Below are 18,567 nucleotides of genomic sequence, written 5' to 3'. Positions count from 1 at the left end.
CGCTTGTGAACAAATCTAGGAAACAAAAATACCCGCAGAAGCACCCCGCATCGGGCGCTTCTGCATGCGCGGTTAGCGCGCGCTGCGGAGCCTGCACCATGATAGACATTCCCTATGATGAGCAATTGGCTAAAAAGCAGGCTTACATTGAGGAATTGTTTGCCGGATTGGCTAGCCCAAAGCGCGTGCGTCCCATAATAGGCATGCAGACCCCGTATCATTATCGCAACAAAGTTGTGTCGCCGTTTGCGCCTGCGCGCGGCGCAAGACCGGGTGCGTTTGCGGTTGCCACTGGAATGTATGCGCAGGGTACGCATAAGCTTGTGCCAACGGATGGCTGTCTTATTGAAAACGAAACCGGCAAGCGCGTGGTACAGGCTGTGCGCAGTCTTATGTTGAAGTGGAAAATTGCGCCTTACAATGAAGATACAGGAGAGGGTTTTCTTCGCCATGCTGTTGTGCGGGTGGGTCAATTTAGTGGGGAAGTTCTGGTAACACTTGTAACCAACAGCGATCAATTTCCATTTTCAAAATCGTTTTGTCGTGAATTAGTGCGGCGTGTTCCTGAAATAACAACTGTGGTGCAGAATGTGAATATGCGTCAGACGAATGTGATACTAGGCGAAACTGAGCGCGTGCTTTACGGACCGGGTTTTATACTGGACGGGCTTTGTGGGCTTACTTTTCGCATATCGTCGCAGTCTTTCTATCAGGTAAATGTATGTCAAACCGAAGCGTTGTATACTGCGGCCATTGATGCTGCGAAGCTGAACGGTACGCAAACCGTAATAGATGCATATTGCGGAACCGGAACTATAGGGCTTGTGGCGGCTTCGCGTGGTGCTGCGCGCGTGCTTGGGCTAGACTGCGTAGAGCCTGCCATACGCGATGCGCGTCAAAACGCTAAGCACAACGGCATAACAAATGCGGAATTTTTCGTCGAAGATGCGACCGATTTTCTTGTTAGGGCTGCACAGTGCGGCATAGATGGGGCAAAAAGCGAAAATACGGTGCTTATGATGGATCCGCCACGAAGTGGGTCTACGCCACAATTTCTAAATGCTGCTTGTGCGTTGGCGCCGTCGCGCATCGTCTACATTTCATGCAACCCTAAAACTCAAGTGCGCGATGCGGAAAATCTTCTGCAAGGTGGCTATGCTATAGAAAGCATCCAACCTGTTGACATGTTTCCCCACACCGACCACGTGGAGTGCGTGGTGTTGATGTCAAGGGAAAAGCTTGATTTTATAATGTATTAGGGGCATTAACAGAAGCGTTCACTCAATCTTATCGGCAGTTTTTTGTTGAAGGAAGCATATCCGTACTGCTTTCGATGGCGTTTGCTGAGTAGATAAGATTTATGAAAATGGAGAAGAAATTATGTTTAAAAACAAAAAAATAGAATCCAGTAGCTTTGAACCAGATTCTTCCATTGAAGCGTGGGAACATTATAAAAAATATTATTTGGAATCAAATTCAAAATTCAGCATCAGAAAAAATTATAATTTTAAAAATCTGCATTTTTACACATTCTACGAAAAATTAAATCGTAGATGCGGCGAAAAATTTGATGGGTACAACTATGCTAATTTAAAGATTGCGTCAAACGGGGCAAATAGATTATATGCGCTACACAACTCTGCGGAGAGAAAAACCAATAACTGCAATGTTGAATGGTGTTGCGCAACACGTAGAGTAGGCGGTGAATGCGATTTTAATTTCAATGAAGAGAAATGCAAACTATTCCAAAAACTTATTGGAGAAAATGAAGAAGCACTGCTGCAATTAAAAAAATGCAAAGAGATGCATCATACCCTTTTGAACTTTTCTTTAATGGAGGCAATGGGGAGTATGCAAGAATTTAAAGGAAGTAATAAGTTTGATAGGTTTGACCTCTTTATCTATGAACTTGATCGATATTTCCAAAAATCATCAGAAGCTGTTTTGAGTAAATCATCATCTAGTAATAAAAGTGGTTTAGAAGATTATCTCAGTTCTTTTAAGAACATTTATGAATATTGCCATGAAGTGTATTTCATAGAAAGCGAACAACTTATTGATGAGATTATTAAAAACGGATCGCTGTCTATAGAGACATGTGATGATGTAATAAGGTACATGAATTTAGCTGAAATGTTTTGGGGAGAAAAAGAATTTGCTTTTTTAAAAAAAGAGTTTCTAACGGTGGGAGGTTATTTTAATGAAGGCGGAGAAACGTATACGCTTGATGAGCTGTTATGCAAAATTGAAGATGATTTAGGATATGGGTCGTCGGACGCCAAAATACTTATCGAAAAATGTATTGAACGAGGTTATATTATAGATTGCGGCAACGATACATTTACTCGTTAAATAATATTTAGCGTTTTTAATATACGAAATCGCAGTAAAAATGTTCTCAGGATGGTCGAAGTGGCAAAGACATTCAGCCTGTCTGCTTAGACCATGCAGAAAGCGCAACAGTGTTTAAGCATTAGCGTAGATATACCATTAGGAGTTTTTTACCAATAAAATGGTCAAAACTTCCGACTTTCCACGGTCGAAACGGCAATTTATGCCCGTTAATGCAACAATAATTTCTGTTTGCCCAGTGTTCTCCATAATTCAAGTTGCTTATCAGACAACTTGGCTGTGGAAAGCTGGAAGTTTTGACCACTTTCACGCCAAAAATTTCCTAACGTGCCCTTGCTCTCTAAGCGATATCTATACATTCTTCCTGCGGTGTAATGGCGCAAATCGAATTGAGAGAATAGAGAGGTGTGATATTGGAATATGTATGAGAAAGAAATTGACTACATGGTCATGATAGTTAATGAATATGCTATTGAGAAAAATATTTCTCCCAAAGATGCTTATTTAATGCTTTCTTCATATGGGGGCATTAAGGCTCTGGAAGAGAATTATGAAATTGAACATACGCTTTCAATTTCTTCAACACTCGATGCTCTCGATGCTTTATGTGCGCGCAAGAAAATTGCTATATGATTTTATATCATGGTTCAAATGTTGAAATAGGCAAAATAGACCTATCTCTTTATGTTCCTTATAAGGTTTTAGCTTAATGCTCTGATCTGTTCATTGTCAGCTTTCTGCGATGCTATATGGTTTGATATCGTCAGCTTTTTGCGATAGATGCACTTGAATAGCTAAAATAGCATATAACAAAATTCAAACGCTAACACAGACACGTTTGGTTGGTTTTTCGCACGATTGATAAACTTGATGCGTGCGGCTAGGCTTCTTGATACAATTCTGAAAGACCTCGATAAAGCCCTAACGAAAACAGTGAGGTAACTAGAAGTGGAAAAGGATCTATTTAGTGAATACACAAAAGAATCTGAGCCCACTAAGCGTTACAAAGGGTATGCGTGGCATACAGCCATTGGTTTGCAAGCGGTTGATAGGCTTAAAACGTCGGAATATCTGATGCATACCGCTATTCGCAATATTGAAGGTGAAATTTCTTTCGAAGAAGCAAACGCACTTTTGCAAGCCTATTACGACGAAAAGCCCGTCGGCAATGCGGACGATCGTACGGAAGAGGCCGACAAAGTTTCAGCAAGAATTGCTGCACTTCTATCAGAACAGGCATTTAGTTTTACTCCGAATGAGTATCTTTCTATTCATCGAAAACTGTTTGCTGGTATTTATCCTTGTGCTGGATGTATCAGGGATTACAACATTACAAAACAAGAATGGGTGCTTGATGGGAATACGGTAATATACGGCAGCGCAACGGAATTGCGCGCCACATTAGACTATGATTTTTCTAAAGAAAAGAATTTTTCATATCGTAATCTTTCGATGGATGAAATTATTCATCATTTAGCAGTTTTTATCTCTCGTTTGTGGCAGATTCATGTGTTTGGTGAGGGTAATACTAGAACAACAGCTGTGTTCTTCATTAAATACCTTCGCACGCTGGGTTTTGATGTAACGAATGATATTTTTGCCGAAAATGCATGGTATTTTCGTAATGCGTTAGTTAGAGCTAACTATAACGATTTGAAAAATGGAATTCACGAAACGACAGAATATCTCGAGATATTCCTGCGTAATCTGTTGATGGACGAAAATCATCCGCTGCATAACCGCGCACTACATATTAGCGATAAGCTCAAAACGTCTGAAAACTAAAGGGCGGAAAGATTTTTACGCAAAAATGGTCAAAAAGTTCGACTTTCCACGGTCGAAGATGTTGAAATAGTCGCGCAAGAGTACGTTTGCCCAGTATCCTCCACATTTCAAGCAAATAAAGCGTCTAAAAACCGTGGAAAGCCGGAATTTTTGACCATTTTCTAGCAACAAATTTCCCAGCGCAATTGCGTTTGAGGCAGAAGCAGAGAACGCGGTCATTTCGCAATCGGCACACAACCCAGTTAAGCGCTAATGTCGAAACCGCAGGCGCAGAAAGCAACAATTCCAATAGCGCAGCGCCAGCTATCACAAACGAAACGGTGAAACTTGAAAGCTCAAGTTCTTCAACCCTAAAACCCAAGTGCGCGATGCGGAAAATCTTCTGCAAGGTGGCTATGCTATAGAAAGCATCCAACCTGTTGACATGTTCCCCCACACCGATCATGTGGAGTGCGTGGTGTTGATGTCAAAAGCTGATAAATGAGAATATCGCTCCATCTGTGGAGTAAGAAATAATTGAAGTTTATAGTGGGACAAAGTTACGTTGGTATAAATTAGTGAGGTTCACATAAGTACCAAGAAAAGCTGAGTGAGAAGAGTAATGGAGATAAGAATAGCTACTATTGAGGATGCAGAAACCATTAGAGAAATATATATGCCATATGTTCTAAATACTGCGGTATCTTTTGAATATGAAGTTCCGAGCATAGATGAATTTCAAAATAGAATAAGAAATACACTGATAGAGTATCCTTATCTTGTTGCTGTCGAAAATGACACAATTGTTGGATATGCATATGCAAGTTCTTTCCATTCAAGAGAAGCATATAAACATTCTGTAGAATTATCTGTATATGTAAAACAAGATTGCAGAGGTCAAGGCATAGGTAGTAGTTTATATTTGAAACTCGAAGAATTGTTGATTAAGCAGAATATATGCACAGTTCACGCATGTATTGCAAGTCCTGATGGAAAAGATGAACATCTTACAGATGCCAGTGAAAAATTTCATAAGAAAATGGGATTTGAAATTGTGGGGAGACATAATCTGGTCGGATACAAATTTAGAAAATGGTATAGCATTGTTTGGATGGACAAAGTTATAAGTGAGAGGTTAGATAATCCCATTGCTTTTATTCCGTTTAGCCAAACGGTGTAAAAGCAATAGGATTGAAAATTTCAGTTGTGGATATGTTGCCAAGAACGGAGTAAGAACAAAAATGTCGTGGATTTGTTCCCTTGATTGCAAAATTGGCAAAGACATTCATCCTGTCCGCTTAGACCATGCAGAAAGCGCAACAGTGTTTAAGTGTTAGCGTAGATATGTCATTAGGAGTTTTTTACCAATAAAATGGTCAAAACTTCCGACTTTCCACGGTCGAAACGGCAATTTACGCCCGTTAATGCAACAATAATTTCTGTTTGCCCAGTGTTCTCCATAATTCAAGTTGCTTATCAGACAACTTGGCTGTGGAAAGCTGGAAGTTTTGACCACAATTCGGTTGAATTTGCTCCGGATTTGAGGTGGGGTTCCAGCTAAGGTGATGTTGCCATAGTCATGATCGCGGTTGAATTTGCTCCGGATTTGAGGTGAGGTTCCAGCTCTCGGATTTGCTCCACCTTGTTCAAACAACAGAACAGGTCAGCTGCTTTATGCATGCTGACCTGCGGTTTCTTATGGTGCGGGTGAAAGGACTTGAACCTTCATGGGGTTGCCCCCATACGGACCTGAACCGTACGCGTCTGCCAATTCCGCCACACCCGCACAAAGATAATGCTCGGAAACAGAGCGCTGTTAATAATAACCCACCTATACGCTGCCGGCAAGGGAATTTTTCGATACTTCTTTGCTTTCCTGTACGTGGTTATATGGGTTAGACTTCACAGTTATCTATTAAAGATGCGGAGGAATATGGGACTAGGCGAAACATTTAGTTTGAAAAAGGCTTTGGTGCTGGCGGGTGCAATAATAGCTATGGTTATCGGTACGGGTTTCGCCACGGGGCAAGAGCTAATTCAATACTACACATCGTATGGAATATGGGTATTAGGCGCTGTTGCGGTATTTGCTGTGGTTTTCATTTTCTATAATATTTGCTTTGCGAAAGTGGGCGCCGAGCAACACTTTGAGCGCGGTACCGATGTGTATCGTTATTACTGCGGCAGATATTTAGGTACATTTTTCGACTATTACGCTACAGCATTTTGCTATATGTCGTTTTTTGTTATGGCGGGTGGCGTTTCATCTACGCTTAGTCAGGGCTTCGGTCTGCCTACATGGGTAGGTGGCGCCCTGCTTGCCTGTGTGGTTATAAGTGTGGTGTGTTTAGGGCTGCGGCGGCTGGTTGACGTAATAGGCATTATTGGTCCTGCGAATATAGTGTTTTTCATAACCGTAGGTGTAATAGTGCTTGTTATCGATTGGCAGCAACTTGCCGGTGGCTTGGATGCTATTAACACCGGTTCTCTAAATGGAGACACATCGGGCGAAGGCATGGTGCAGGCGGGCGGTAACTGGTTTATGGCGGGGCTCTCTTACGCCGGATTTGTGCTTCTGTGGTTCGCAAGTTTCACTACTTTGCTGGGCGCGCAGAATACCCGCGCGAATATGAAAGTGGGCATAGTTATTGCTGCGGTGGCAATATCTGTAGCAATAATTATTGTATCGCTGGCGCAGATTGCGAACATCAATACAGGTAGTGAAGGTCTGTTTGTGTGGAATGCCCCTATTCCGAACTTGATATTGGCTGACAGAATATGGGCTGGACTGCCTGTTATCTATGCTATCGTGGTGTTTATTGGCGGCTGTGGTACGTCTATACCGCTTCTTTATAATTCGGTGTCGCGGCTTGCGAAAGAAGGCACTGTGCGCTTTCGTGTGCTTGCTGTGGTTGGTGGCATTGCAGGTGTGTGTATCGGGCTGTTTTTCCCGTATAGCACGCTGGTAAACGTTGTTTATGGATTAAACGGTTACGTGGGTGCCGTGCTTCTAGTATTTATGATTGTACGTAGCATACGCGATGCTTTGGAGCGCAGACATGGATAAGGGCACGTATGAAACGCTTGGTTTGGAATACTTGAAACGCAATTTATCTTGCGAAGGTGAAGACGCGCACCGGTATTTCGCACTGTATCAGCAACTGCTTTCGCAGCTTCGCGCAATTAATCGTGTGGCTGTGGCTTTTTCGGGCGGAGTTGATTCTGCACTTTTGCTGTTTGCCGCCCACGATGCGCTTGGCGAAAATGCTATGGCGCTAACGGCACATTCAGCATTCTTTTCTGAACAAGAGGCGCGTGATGCTGCTAATTTTTGCAGTCAATACGGCATAAGGCAACAAATAGTTCATGTTGACAGCTTGGGTGCACGTGGCGTTGCGGAAAACGGTCCGGATAGGTGCTATAAGTGCAAGTTGGCTCTTATGCAACAATTGAAGCAGGAAGCGCACGGGGCGGGCATGCAGCTGGTCGAGGGGTCGAACGCTAGCGATGCGCGTGCGTATAGACCGGGCTCTAAGGCGCTGCGCGAGCTTGATGTGGCTAGTCCTTTGGCGGATGTGGGCATGGCGAAGGCAGATGTGCGCGCCATATCGCGTGCATTGGGGCTGCCTCAGTGGAATAAGCCCTCGCTTGCGTGTTTGGCTACGCGCTTTCCTTATGGGCAGCGCATTACGTTGCGGGGTTTACGTGCAGTTGATCAGGCGGAAAAAATATTGCGGGATGCCGGGTTTACTCAGGTTCGCGTTCGCGTTCATGATAATGTTGCGCGAGTAGAATTATTGCCTAGCGAAATGCCTAAATTGTTTTGCAATTCTTCGCAAGCGCAAAATGGGCTTGCGAAGCGCATATACGACGCTTTTCGCGAACTGGGATTTAACTATACGGCTATTGATTTATTGGGTTATAGAACCGGCAGCGCCGATGAAATTTTAGAGGATGCTAATGAACGAAACTAAGCAGATTTTGCAAGCGGTTCAGGCTGGTACTTTGTCTGTAGACGATGCGCTTCATAGGCTAAAAGTGAAGCCATATGAAGATTTAGGATTTGCGAAAGTTGACCTGCATAGACCTATACAGCAAGGCACCTCGGAGGTTATATATGGTGCAGGCAAAACGCCTCAACAAATAATTGAAATTGTGCAGGCGCTGCAGAATAGCGGGCAAGATCGCATTCTTATAACGCGAATGGACGCGCAAAAAGCCGATGCGGTTTGTGCGGCGGTGCCTCTGAATTACGACGAAGTGTCAAGCGTTGGGCGCGTGGGCTCAATTCCCAAACCCAGCGGAATAGGCACGGTACTTGTTGCAACAGGTGGCACAAGCGATATTCCGGTTGCTGAAGAAGCTGCGCTTACGGCAGAGTTTCTTGGTAACAAGGTGCAGCGTGCCTACGATATGGGTGTTGCAGGTTTGCATAGAATGCTGGCGAATATGGATGCCATAACAGACGCGGCGGTAATAATAGCTGTGGCGGGTATGGAGGGCGCGCTTGCAAGCGTTGTGGGCGGACTGGCTGACAGCCCGGTTATAGCTGTGCCTACAAGTGTGGGCTACGGTGCGGCTTTTGATGGCATGGCGGCATTGCTGTCGATGCTAAATTCGTGCGCAAGCGGCGTGGCGGTGGTCAATATCGACAACGGTTTTGGCGCGGGCTATATGGCAAGCATGATTAATCATATGGAAGTGCGCAATACTCAGGCGCAAAATATGGAGGTATGAAAATGACAACTCTTTATTTAGATTGTTCGCAGGGTGTGCAAAAAGACACGTTTGCCATGTGTGTAGGTGCTTTGCTTCCTCGCGAAAAATGCAATGCGATAGCGCAGGCTTCGGGTGTTGCCGATGTGGTTAGTGCGGGGGAAGCGGTGAATGCGGGCGGAGGCGGCAATGCAGGCGGGGGCGGCAATGCGGGTGCAGGCGGCAATGCAGGCGGGGGCGGCAATGCCAATGATGCCAATGCCAGTGCGCACCATCATCACAGCATGACCGAAGTTCGTGCAAAAATAGAGGCTAAGCCGCTATCTCAGGCAGCTATAGCGGCAGCTTTAGGTGTTTACGATATTTTGGCGGAGGCTGAGGCGCGTGTGCATGGAGCGTCTACAGAAGACGTGCATCTTCACGAAGTGGGCTCTGATGAAGCTATTGCTTGGGTATGCGCGGCGGCGGCATCAATGGTCGAGCTAGCTGCTGACAATGTGGTGGCAGGTCCTGTGTGTACAGGGTTTGGATTCGTGGATTGCAGCCATGGTCGCCTGTCTATACCCGCACCGGCAACAGCGGATATTTTGGAGGGCATTCCTACATTTGTAGGCGATGTAGAAGGTGAATTAACAACACCTACAGGTGCTGCTTTGGTGCGTTATTTCGCCGAACAGTTTGTTAGTGGCGAGCCTGCTGGTTGCGAATTGGTGGCGCAGGTGGGTTCATGGTAGGGTGTGTAGAACAGACACCCTTCATGCGCGCTTTTGTGCGCATGGCAACCGATTCGTGGAACCAAGGATGGCACGAGCGCAACGGTGGTAATCTTTCGTATCGCATTCCCGAAGACGAAATAGATAGCATTTTGGGGCAAATTGAATATGGCGAATGGAAGCCGCTTGGTATAACTGCTCCTAATGTGGCAGGCGAGTTCTTTTTGATAACGGCTGCGGGCAGCTACTTTCGCAATATTGCCGATGATATTTCGCGATGTGCGGGCATTATTCAGATTGACGGAAGCGGTGCTAGCTACAGGCAATGTTGGGGCTTTGCGGGAGGCGGGCACCCGACAAGCGAACTTCCAACCCACATCATGAACCACGAGGTGAAAAAGCTGGCTACATGTGGTGCTAATCGCGTTATTCATCATGCGCATCCAGCTAATATAGTGGCGCTAACTTTTGTACTTCCACTTACGTCAGAGGCTTTCACGCATAAGTTATGGCAAATGATAAGTGAATGCGCCATGGTGTTTCCGGAAGGCGTTGGCGTGCTTAGCTGGGGAGTACCCGGCAGTATGCAGTTGGCTGAAAACTCGGCAGAGCTAATGAAGCGCGTAAATGCTGTGGTGTGGGCGCATCACGGACTATTTTGTGCGGGGAACACTTTTGATGAAGCTTTTGGGTTAATGCACACCATAGAAAAGGCGGCAAGCATTTTGGTGAAAGTGCTAAGCATGGTTGGTTGTGGTGGACAATTTCGCCAGACTATAACCGATGCAAACTTACATTCTTTGGCTGATGCTTATAACTTAGAGTTAGCTGATTTCGCCTAAGTTGTTTAACTCGCTTAGATTTATAGTTTGGTCGAATGCGGCTAAGCTGGTTTCACTATGAGTTATCGCAATAAGCGTTTTGCCGGCTAGAGTGCGCATTACGGTGTCTAGAACTTGCTGTTCAGTTTGTGCATCTAGCGATGCGAATGGTTCATCTAGTACTACGATAGACTGATTAGCTAGTAGGATGCGTGCTAGCGCTATGCGATGAGCTTCGCCGCCTGAAAAATTGAAGGCGCTTTCTTGAACAATAGAGTCTAGACCATGAGGCAGCTTATCAAACCGCGCGCGCAGTCCAACATTTTCAAGCACTTGTAGCATTTGCGCATTGCTAGCATTAGGGTTGCCTATTGCCAAGTTTTCACGCAGCGTCATATTGAACAATTTTGGATGCTGGTGAAGGATGCCTATGGTGTGCCATATATCGTCTTGGTGGGTAGCGGGGTTTATGCCGCCTATCGTAACTTCGCCGCATGTTGGCTGCAAAGCGCCAAGAATTAGCTTTGCGAGCGTAGTTTTGCCTGCGCCGCTGCGTCCCGTTATGGCAAGTTTTTCGCCGAATGGGATACTAAGATTTACGTTGTGGATAATCTCTTCGCAATTTGGATACGCAAAACTTACGTTGCTTAGGCGTATGTCTGGTGTGGAAGATATTTGGCAGTAGGCTGTGTCTTCACGCGCGGGTGTTGCCGCGGGTGTTGCCGCGGGCGCTGCTGTACGTGCTGCTTTGCGTGTGGGTTTCGCTGCGTCATCTTTTGAGGCGCTTTCGGGGTTAAAGCTGTTAAGTCGGCTTAGAGCATCAATTTGTTCGGTGTATTCCATTGCCGCACTTGGTAGGGGCGCAAATGCTTCCATCAGCGGAAACAGGCACAAAATAAAAGCTGCTATCCAATTAGGAGCATATGCTGGCGCATTTTCAGAACCCGAGGCAGCTATTGCACCCAATATGCCTTGCAGTTCTTGCGGGTTGCAGAAAACGGCATAAGCCCACAGCAAAACCGCCACTATGCATATGCAGTAAATTATTTGTGATGCAAGTGCTATGTTGCGTTCAAATTTAGCAATAGCATGTTTTGCGCGAGCGCGCTTCTCTAAAGATGCGTCTATGCGATGCAGGTAATCGTTTTGTCTGCCTGAAAGTATCCAGTCGCTTATTCCTAGTACATCGTCTGTAAGGTTGTCGTAAATATTCTTCTGCGCGGCTTTTATTGCTGCTGTGCGTGCGGAATTTGCAGCTGCGGAATATAGCGGCACAACAACACTAAGCAACAATAGCACCGCAAGCATTATTGCGGCTAGGTGCCACGACAAAACACCGCACATACCTGTAATTACAAGCGCGAATACCCATGTGGATAAAAGGGGAAGCATGCTGCGCATTATTAGGTTTTGCACATTGCCTATGTCGTCGTTTAGAAGCGCTAGCACGCTGCCCAAAGTTGTGTTTTTACTGCGACCATCAAGGTTATTTGCGCGCTGCTCAAGTACCACGAAAAGTTTGCGGCGCATTTCGCTTGTCATGCGTAATACCCAGTCGTGGCTAACCAGCTTCTCTCCATAGCGTAAAAGCGGTTTTCCTATGCCAAATATTCGAACAAACAGCGAAGGCACGTGCAGCGCTAACACAGTTAATGGCACCGCCGCTGCAAGCGATATCATGTAGCCCGACGTAAACATAAGCGCACACGCGAAAACTGAAGTGGCAACGCTTAAAAAAATAGCAAGCGCTAGCGCTTTACCGTACTTTCGCAAATACGGCTGCACCCATTCGTCATTGCGCAATGTAGGCTTATTTGGCATATTGCGACTCATTTCGATCACAGCTGCCTTCCAGAGTAATTATGCGGTCCATATGACCAAGCCACGCATCGCCATGGATTGCTATAATTACGGTTTTGCCTTGCATTAAAGGCAGCACGCATTCGATAAGATTAGCTTCTGTTTGCGCGTCAAGGTGCGCAGTAGGCTCGTCTAGCAGCCATATATCGCGCTTCTGATCGAGCAGCGCTCGCGCTACAGCTACGCGCTGAGCTTGCCCGCCCGATAAGTTGCGTCCACCATCTCCAATGCGCGTTTCTATGCCATCGGCTAAGCTTCTGGTGAATTTATCTAGTCCTACAGCAGCAAGTGCGTCTAAAACCTCGCTGTCGGTAGAGTGAGGCGCATAAAACGCTACATTTTCAAAAAGGCTGGCGTGGAAAATATACGGGTCTTGCGGAATGTAGGCTATGCGAGAAGTCCAGCTGTTGTCTCGCTTGCCAGAAAGTTTGGCAATTTGATTTAGTAGTGTAGTTTTTCCAGAGCCGCTAGGTCCAACAATACCAATTTTCACGGTTTGCCCGGGCTTTATGTTTTCCAAATACAACTCCGCCATAAACGGGTTTTCTGTATGAGGCACCTTTGGTTTGCCCTCAGTAATTTCTACAATAGCGTTCAGCGCCGATTTTCCGTTAAGTGTGGCGTGGTAATCTTCGCCATATTCACGCACGGGTTTGAAATACTCAGGCACCATCATTAGTACGCAAAGTGCTGGGAAAAACTGAACGCTGCCGTCCACCAAGCGAAAGCCAAGCATTATGGCTACCGCCGCTAAACATAATGTGGCGAACAGGTCTAACACGGTTGTAGACAACATGGCTATGCGTAGCGTTTTCATGGTTAGCTCTCGGAAGCGTTCCGACATGGCAAATATTTTGTCGGCAAATCGTTTTCCCATTCCAAACGATTTCAGTGTTTCTACGCCTGACGTTACATCCATAAAACCGCTTGATAGCGTTTCAAATTCTGCATAGCGTTTTGCAGCCTCGCTGCCGGCGCTTTGTCCGATTAATCTCATAAACAAAATTATGAACGGGTAGCATACAAGCGCGATAAGTCCGCTAACCCAATCTAGTGCAAACATTGCTATTAGTAAAATTAGTGCAATGAAGAAAACATTTACCGTTTTGGGAATCATAGTATGTATGTATTCTTCTACGGCATCTATACCGTCTATAGCATTAGCGGCTAGTGCTGCGCTTCCGTATTCGCGCGTTAGTGTAGGACCTTTTTCCCATAGAGTATCTAGCATTTTTGCGCGTAGCGCGCTTGCCTCTTTGTGCGCGTATTTTTCAAGCATGGCATCTTCAAAATTAAGAACTATACGCCGCGCTATGAAGCACGCGCAAAACAGCAGTATCCACACCATTTGCGCTTGAAGTGAATTGCCTTCCCAAATTCCCACAATAGCGCGCGCAAGCCCGAATGCCTGAGCGGCGCAAAGAGTGCCCAAAATAACAGCAAATGCTATTGCTGCCGCAATAATGCGACGCGCGCCATGTAATTGCAATAATTGCTTGTCTAGCATGGCAATATCCGGTATGTTGAATTAATGCTTTGCATCATGCTTACTTTACAGCATGAATTCGATTTTCTTGCAAAGCAGCAGGCGCAATTTAGCAAATAGGTACTCACATTAGTATCTACGTGTGCGCCAATCACTATTGGCAGAGGTACCGCATAAATATAAATTTGCGGCTATCAAATGCGACAAGAAGAGGGGGTAGAAATGGATCTATTCGCTGATCAGGTGCTGATGTCGCGTATACAATTCGCGCTGACAGCCAGCTACCACTTCATCTTCGTGCCGATAACTATCGGTATAGGGCTATTAATGGCTATTTTTGTAACGCGGGCATATCGCTCGCGCAAGCCAGAAGATGATGCGATAGCTAGAATGTGGGTGCGAATTTTTACTGCTACATTCGCCATAGGTGTTGCTACTGGTATAACAATGGAGTTCTCGTTCGGTACGAACTGGGCGAATTACTCACGCTTTGTGGGTGATATATTTGGTGCTCCTTTGGCAGCCGAGGCGCTGTTTGCATTTTTCCTAGAATCAATCTTTCTGGGAATTCTTATATTTGGGCGCAACAAGATAAAGCCCATTTTGTATGCAGTATCGGCTTGGCTTACATTTGCAGGTTCGGCGCTGTCGGCTCTGTGGATTCTTATTGCGAATTCATGGATGCAAACTCCTGCGGGTGCTGAAATTTCCGCCGACGGAACGCAGGCGGTTATAACCGATTTCTTCGCGGCAGCATTCAACCCGTCTACGTTGGTTCGCTATGGGCATACGGTGCTTGCAGTTCTGGTTATGGGAGCATTTGTTGCTATAGCTGTTTCAGCTTGGTACATGCATAAAAAGCAGCACGAAAGCGCTGCGCGCAAGATTCTTCGCACATCTAGCATTGTGGGCATAATTGCCGTGGTTGCGCTTCTTGGTTCAGCGCATGCTTCAGCTGTTGTGGTGTGGGAAGAGCAACCTACGAAGCTGGCTATGATGGAAGGCATGTATGAAACAGAAGTGCCTGAACTGTCGGTAGTTGGCATAGTTGATGAAGAGGCGCAGCAGGCAAACACGCTTGCTATACCGGGCGGTACCAGTTTCTTGGCTACCGGCACGTGGGATACCGAATATCCGGGTTTGAACGATTTAGCAAAAACTGACCAGTTTGCCGACGTAGATGTTGACACGATGCCTGTTAACTTTGTTTATCAGGTTTATCACCTAATGGTAGCCTGTTTCGGGCTTATTTTTGTCTGCGTTTTGCTGGCGCTTATCTTTAACCGCAAAGCTGCCAATCGCAATGTTACGAATATGAAGTGGCTGCAATGGCTGCTTATAATATCGCCAATATTTCCTTTCTTGGCTATACAGTCGGGTTGGCTTACTGCTGAAGTAGGTCGTCAACCTTATGTGGTGTATCCCAGCATGTCTGGTCCCGATGGCGTATACATGCTTACTCAGGCGGGAACTAGTGTTTCTGTACAGCCTTTCGAGCTTGTTATAACGCTTGTGCTGTTCTTCTTGGTGTACCTAATGCTATTTGTTGGTTGGGTACGCGTTGTGGGGAAATTTATAAAGGCAGGTCCAGTGTATGATTCTGCTTCTGCTGAAGCGGGCTCTGCTGAAGCGGGCGAGGCTAATAACATTGCGAATGCTGGTTCAGCCGATGAACTAAAGGTAGCAGTGCCTGCGGAAACTACGGCTGAGAGAGGAGGCGAATAGCCATGAGTACACTTGCGATCCTCTGGTATTTTTTGGTGTTTTTGCTTATCGCTGGCTACTTTGTATTAGATGGTTTCGACTTGGGTGCGGGTGTGCTGTATCCGTTTGTTGCAAAAGACGAGCGCGATCAAGCTATTGTACGGCGGGCGCTTGGTCCTGTGTGGGACGGCAATGAAGTATGGCTATTAACCGCAGGAGGCGCGCTATTCGCCGCTTTCCCCGATGCCTATGCCACAACATTTAGCGGTTTTTATCTGGCAATAATGCTTGTACTGTTTGCGCTTATTGTTCGAGCGGTTTCGTTTGAATTTTGGGCGGCTGACACTAAATGGCGTCCGGTATGGAATGCGTGCTTTTTCCTAGGTTCGCTTCTTCCGGCGCTGCTGTTTGGCGTGGCTGTCGGCAATGTTGTACAGGGTATTCCGATGGATGTAGCTGGCAACTATACAGGTGTTCCGCTGCTTGGTCTTATAACACCGTTTACGCTTCTGTGCGGCTTGTTCGGGCTTGCTATGTTCATAGCAGCAGGTGCGTGCTGGCTGGCTTTGAAAGCGCCGCTTGGCTCTGCACTAGAGCAGAAGGTAGCGCGCCTACGTATGCCGTTTCAGATAATTGCATTCGCTTTATTTGCCCTGCTTACCATAATGATATTTGTCGCAATGGGCGGCACGAATGGCATGGTGGCAGAATTTGGTATAGTGCGCTGGTTGCTAGTGCTGCTGTTTGTGGTGTGTATGATAATGTCGCTGGTAATGGGCATTAACCGCAAAGAGGGCTCTAGTCTTTGGGTGTTCATATACCAAAGCATTGCAGCTGTAGCTTCGGTATTCCTTGTGGCGTGCAGTATGTTTCCTGTACTGGTGGCTGCAAGTCCGGAAAGCGTTGGACCTGCCATAACGTTGATGTCGGCTGGCGCTAGCGATCTTTCTCTGTTCTGCATGACTGTTATTTTGTGCATAGGGCTTCCGTTTGTGTTGGTTTATCACGTTATTATTTACCGCACATTCCGCGGAAGAGTGAAAGAGGAAGATGTAGCTGCACACTAAATGAGCGCTCGTTAAGGAGTTAGCTTGCGAGTTTTTCGCTATTTGTTAGAACATAAGGCAGCAGTACTTCTAGTGCTGCTGCTTCTTATTGCGCAGGCTTTTTGCGAACTAGCCATACCTAACCTTACGTCAAATATTGTCGATGTAGGAATCCAGCAATCGGGTGTAGAACATGTGGCTACAGAAGAGATGTCTGCGCAAACATACGATGCCATATCGGACGATTTATCGGGCGACTCTTTAGCTGTATTCCAAGAGGCATACGAGCAAAATGACAGCGGTAGATATGAGCTAACGCAGACCGGGCGCGCCAATTTGGCGCAACTTGATTCCATAATAGCGAAGCCGCTTGCGAAAATTTATGGGCTTACTAGCGGCGCAGACGATTCTATGGCGGCACAGGCTGGCATTTCGGCTGCTTTGAAGGAATACTCAAATTTGGGCTACGATTTACCAGCCATGCAGATGGGTTATCTTGTAAAAACAGGTGCCATTATGCTGGGAATTGTGGCATTGGGTGTTGTATTTTCAGTGATTATTGGGCTGATCAGCGCTCGCACCGGTGGCAAAATAGGGCGCGATTTGCGCAAACGCCTATTTGCGAAGGTGGTAAATTTTTCAGATGCTGAAATATCGCAATTTTCAGCAGCCTCGCTTATAACGCGCGGAACGAACGACATACAGCTAATCCAAAATGTATCTTTCATGCTGTTGCGCATGGTGCTATATGCGCCAATACTGGCTATAGGCGGCATAATAATGGTGGTTGCAACCAATCTTGAAATGGGTTGGATAATTGCTGTTGCCGTAGTGCTTGTTTTATCGCTTGTTGTGGTTTTGCTTCGTATAACAATGCCAAAATTCAAAGCGATGCAAAAACTTATTGACCGCGTAAACCTTGTGGCACGTGAAATCCTTACAGGATTGCCGGTGGTGCGCGCTTTTAACCGTCAAGACTTTGAACAGCAGCGTTTTACGTATGCTTCAGAAAAATTAATGCGCACGCAATTGTTCACGAACCGGGCTATGTCTTTTATGATGCCCGCAATGATGCTAATTATGAACGGTGTCAGCATTGTAATAGTGTGGTTTGGTGGTCTGTCTATTAATGCGGGGCAATTGCAAACAGGCGATTTAATCGCGTTCATAACATATTCTATGGTAATAATCATGGGATTTTTAATGCTTGGAATGATAGCGATAATGTTGCCGCGTGCCGATGTGGCAGCCGAGCGCGTTAACGAGGTTTTAGAAACCAAACCAAGTGTAGTTGATGTGGCTAATCCTGTGTCTGTTTCTAGCAGCAATGGCGTGAAGATAGAGTTTCGGGATGTATCGTTTAGGTACGCCGCAGATGGCGAATGTGCACTAAAGCACATTTCCTTTGTGGCGAAACCCGGCTCTACGCTGGCGATAGTTGGTGGAACTGGGTCGGGTAAATCTACCATATTGAAATTGATTGAGCGCTTTTACGACACAACAGAAGGTAGCGTGCTTGTAAATGACGTAGATGTGCGAAATATGCGCCAATCCGATTTGCGGGCGATGTTTGGATATGTGCCGCAAAGGGCATTCCTATTTAGCGGCACTGTAAAGACAAATGTTGCATATGCGAATGAGGATATGTTGCCTTCGCATATAGAGGATGCGCTTAATGTGGCGCAGGCTACTAAATTTGTGTCTGAGATGCCTGATGGTGTTGATTCGTCCATAGCTCAGGGGGGCACAAATGTGTCGGGAGGTCAGCGGCAAAGACTTGCCATTGCGCGCGCTTTGGCGGCCGATGCTGGGGCGCTTTTGCTGGACGATTCCTTCAGCGCGCTAGATTTCAAGACCGATGCGGCGCTGCGCGGGGCGCTTAAACAACACCAGCAGAACACAACCTGCGTAATAGTTGCGCAGCGGATTAGCACAGTTATGAGCGCCGACTGCATTGTTGTTTTAGATGACGGACGCATGGTCGGCTTAGGCACGCACGAACATTTAATGGCATCGTGTGCGGAGTATCGTGAAATTGCGCTTTCGCAGCTTAGTCAGGCTGAATTAGCAGGACAGGGGTTGGCATCATGAGCGGGCAAGGAAGC

General features: G+C 46.1%; 16 protein-coding genes and 1 tRNA gene. 13 read left to right on the top strand and 4 right to left on the bottom strand.

Features of this window, described 5'->3' with window-relative positions:
- Nucleotides 1–5 precede the first annotated feature (5 nt).
- The 4 genes from rlmD to G7Y46_RS07915 all read left to right on the top strand — a co-directional run bounded on the left by rlmD (nt 6) and on the right by G7Y46_RS07915 (nt 4,137).
- Entirely contained in the window at nt 6–1,259 is a 1,254-nt protein-coding gene (gene rlmD, locus G7Y46_RS07930) for a 23S rRNA (uracil(1939)-C(5))-methyltransferase RlmD (protein WP_165253861.1), read from the top strand.
- A gap of 121 nt (nt 1,260–1,380) precedes the next feature.
- A complete protein-coding gene (locus G7Y46_RS07925; protein ID WP_165253859.1) occupies nt 1,381–2,352 on the top strand; it encodes a hypothetical protein in 972 nt (323 codons plus the stop codon).
- A gap of 420 nt (nt 2,353–2,772) precedes the next feature.
- Nucleotides 2,773–2,985, top strand: a complete 213-nt coding sequence (locus G7Y46_RS07920) for a DUF3791 domain-containing protein (RefSeq protein WP_165253857.1) — start codon at nt 2,773–2,775, stop codon at nt 2,983–2,985.
- A gap of 315 nt (nt 2,986–3,300) precedes the next feature.
- The gene (locus tag G7Y46_RS07915; RefSeq protein WP_165253855.1) at nt 3,301–4,137 is read left to right on the top strand and encodes a Fic family protein; all 837 of its coding nucleotides are present in this window, start codon (nt 3,301–3,303) and stop codon (nt 4,135–4,137) included.
- Nucleotides 4,138–4,261: 124 nt separating this feature from the next.
- Here the strand turns inward: G7Y46_RS07915 and G7Y46_RS07910 are convergent, their stop codons facing one another.
- Nucleotides 4,262–4,525, bottom strand: a complete 264-nt coding sequence (locus G7Y46_RS07910) for a hypothetical protein (RefSeq protein WP_165253853.1) — start codon at nt 4,523–4,525, stop codon at nt 4,262–4,264.
- A gap of 213 nt (nt 4,526–4,738) precedes the next feature.
- On the opposite strand from G7Y46_RS07910, the gene G7Y46_RS07905 reads away from it, so the two are divergent.
- Complete coding sequence (locus tag G7Y46_RS07905) at nt 4,739–5,296, top strand: GNAT family N-acetyltransferase (RefSeq protein WP_165253851.1); 558 nt, start codon at nt 4,739–4,741, stop codon at nt 5,294–5,296.
- Nucleotides 5,297–5,815: 519 nt separating this feature from the next.
- Here the strand turns inward: G7Y46_RS07905 and G7Y46_RS07900 are convergent.
- Nucleotides 5,816–5,902, bottom strand: a tRNA-Leu gene (locus G7Y46_RS07900).
- 147 nt (nt 5,903–6,049) lie between these two features.
- Here G7Y46_RS07900 and G7Y46_RS07895 point away from each other — a divergent pair.
- The 5 genes from G7Y46_RS07895 to rhaD are packed head-to-tail and all read left to right on the top strand — an operon-like array spanning nt 6,050 to nt 10,387.
- Nucleotides 6,050–7,183, top strand: coding sequence for an alanine:cation symporter family protein (locus tag G7Y46_RS07895; RefSeq protein ID WP_165253849.1), 1,134 nt, complete (start codon nt 6,050–6,052; stop codon nt 7,181–7,183).
- Nucleotides 7,176–8,090, top strand: coding sequence for an ATP-dependent sacrificial sulfur transferase LarE (gene larE / locus G7Y46_RS07890; RefSeq protein ID WP_165253847.1), 915 nt, complete (start codon nt 7,176–7,178; stop codon nt 8,088–8,090). The genes G7Y46_RS07895 and larE overlap by 8 nt, the downstream gene beginning before the upstream one ends.
- Nucleotides 8,071–8,853, top strand: coding sequence for a nickel pincer cofactor biosynthesis protein LarB (gene larB, locus G7Y46_RS07885; protein WP_206214195.1), 783 nt, complete (start codon nt 8,071–8,073; stop codon nt 8,851–8,853). The genes larE and larB overlap by 20 nt, the downstream gene beginning before the upstream one ends.
- Nucleotides 8,854–8,855: 2 nt before the next feature.
- A complete protein-coding gene (gene larC, locus G7Y46_RS07880) occupies nt 8,856–9,566 on the top strand; it encodes a nickel insertion protein (RefSeq protein ID WP_165253835.1) in 711 nt (236 codons plus the stop codon).
- On the top strand, nt 9,560–10,387 hold the full coding sequence (rhaD, locus tag G7Y46_RS07875) for a rhamnulose-1-phosphate aldolase (protein ID WP_165253833.1): 828 nt from the start codon (nt 9,560–9,562) through the stop codon (nt 10,385–10,387). Before larC ends, rhaD begins: the two co-directional genes overlap by 7 nt.
- On the opposite strand, the gene cydC is transcribed toward rhaD, so the two are convergent.
- Both cydC and cydD read right to left on the bottom strand, forming a co-directional pair.
- Nucleotides 10,370–12,187, bottom strand: a complete 1,818-nt coding sequence (gene cydC, locus G7Y46_RS07870; protein ID WP_165253831.1) for a thiol reductant ABC exporter subunit CydC — start codon at nt 12,185–12,187, stop codon at nt 10,370–10,372. The genes rhaD and cydC overlap by 18 nt on opposite strands.
- Nucleotides 12,177–13,733: a thiol reductant ABC exporter subunit CydD gene (gene cydD, locus G7Y46_RS07865; RefSeq protein ID WP_165253829.1), complete on the bottom strand. Its 1,557-nt coding sequence runs from the start codon at nt 13,731–13,733 to the stop codon at nt 12,177–12,179. Before cydD ends, cydC begins: the two co-directional genes overlap by 11 nt.
- A 201-nt stretch (nt 13,734–13,934) precedes the next feature.
- Here cydD and G7Y46_RS07860 point away from each other — a divergent pair, with 201 nt between their 5' ends.
- The 3 genes from G7Y46_RS07860 to G7Y46_RS07850 are packed head-to-tail and all read left to right on the top strand — an operon-like array spanning nt 13,935 to nt 18,553.
- On the top strand, nt 13,935–15,437 hold the full coding sequence (locus G7Y46_RS07860) for a cytochrome ubiquinol oxidase subunit I (protein ID WP_165253827.1): 1,503 nt from the start codon (nt 13,935–13,937) through the stop codon (nt 15,435–15,437).
- A 2-nt stretch (nt 15,438–15,439) separates the two neighbouring features.
- Complete coding sequence (cydB, locus tag G7Y46_RS07855) at nt 15,440–16,483, top strand: cytochrome d ubiquinol oxidase subunit II (protein ID WP_165062699.1); 1,044 nt, start codon at nt 15,440–15,442, stop codon at nt 16,481–16,483.
- A 24-nt stretch (nt 16,484–16,507) separates the two neighbouring features.
- The gene (locus G7Y46_RS07850) at nt 16,508–18,553 is read left to right on the top strand and encodes an ABC transporter ATP-binding protein (RefSeq protein ID WP_165253825.1); all 2,046 of its coding nucleotides are present in this window, start codon (nt 16,508–16,510) and stop codon (nt 18,551–18,553) included.
- Nucleotides 18,554–18,567 lie beyond the last annotated feature (14 nt).

This window comes from Adlercreutzia sp. ZJ304 (assembly GCF_011039075.1).
Classification (GTDB): Bacteria; Actinomycetota; Coriobacteriia; order Coriobacteriales; family Eggerthellaceae; genus Adlercreutzia_A.
The sequence above is the reverse complement of the archived record's forward strand: the minus strand, read 5'-3'. Positions and strand labels throughout refer to the sequence as shown.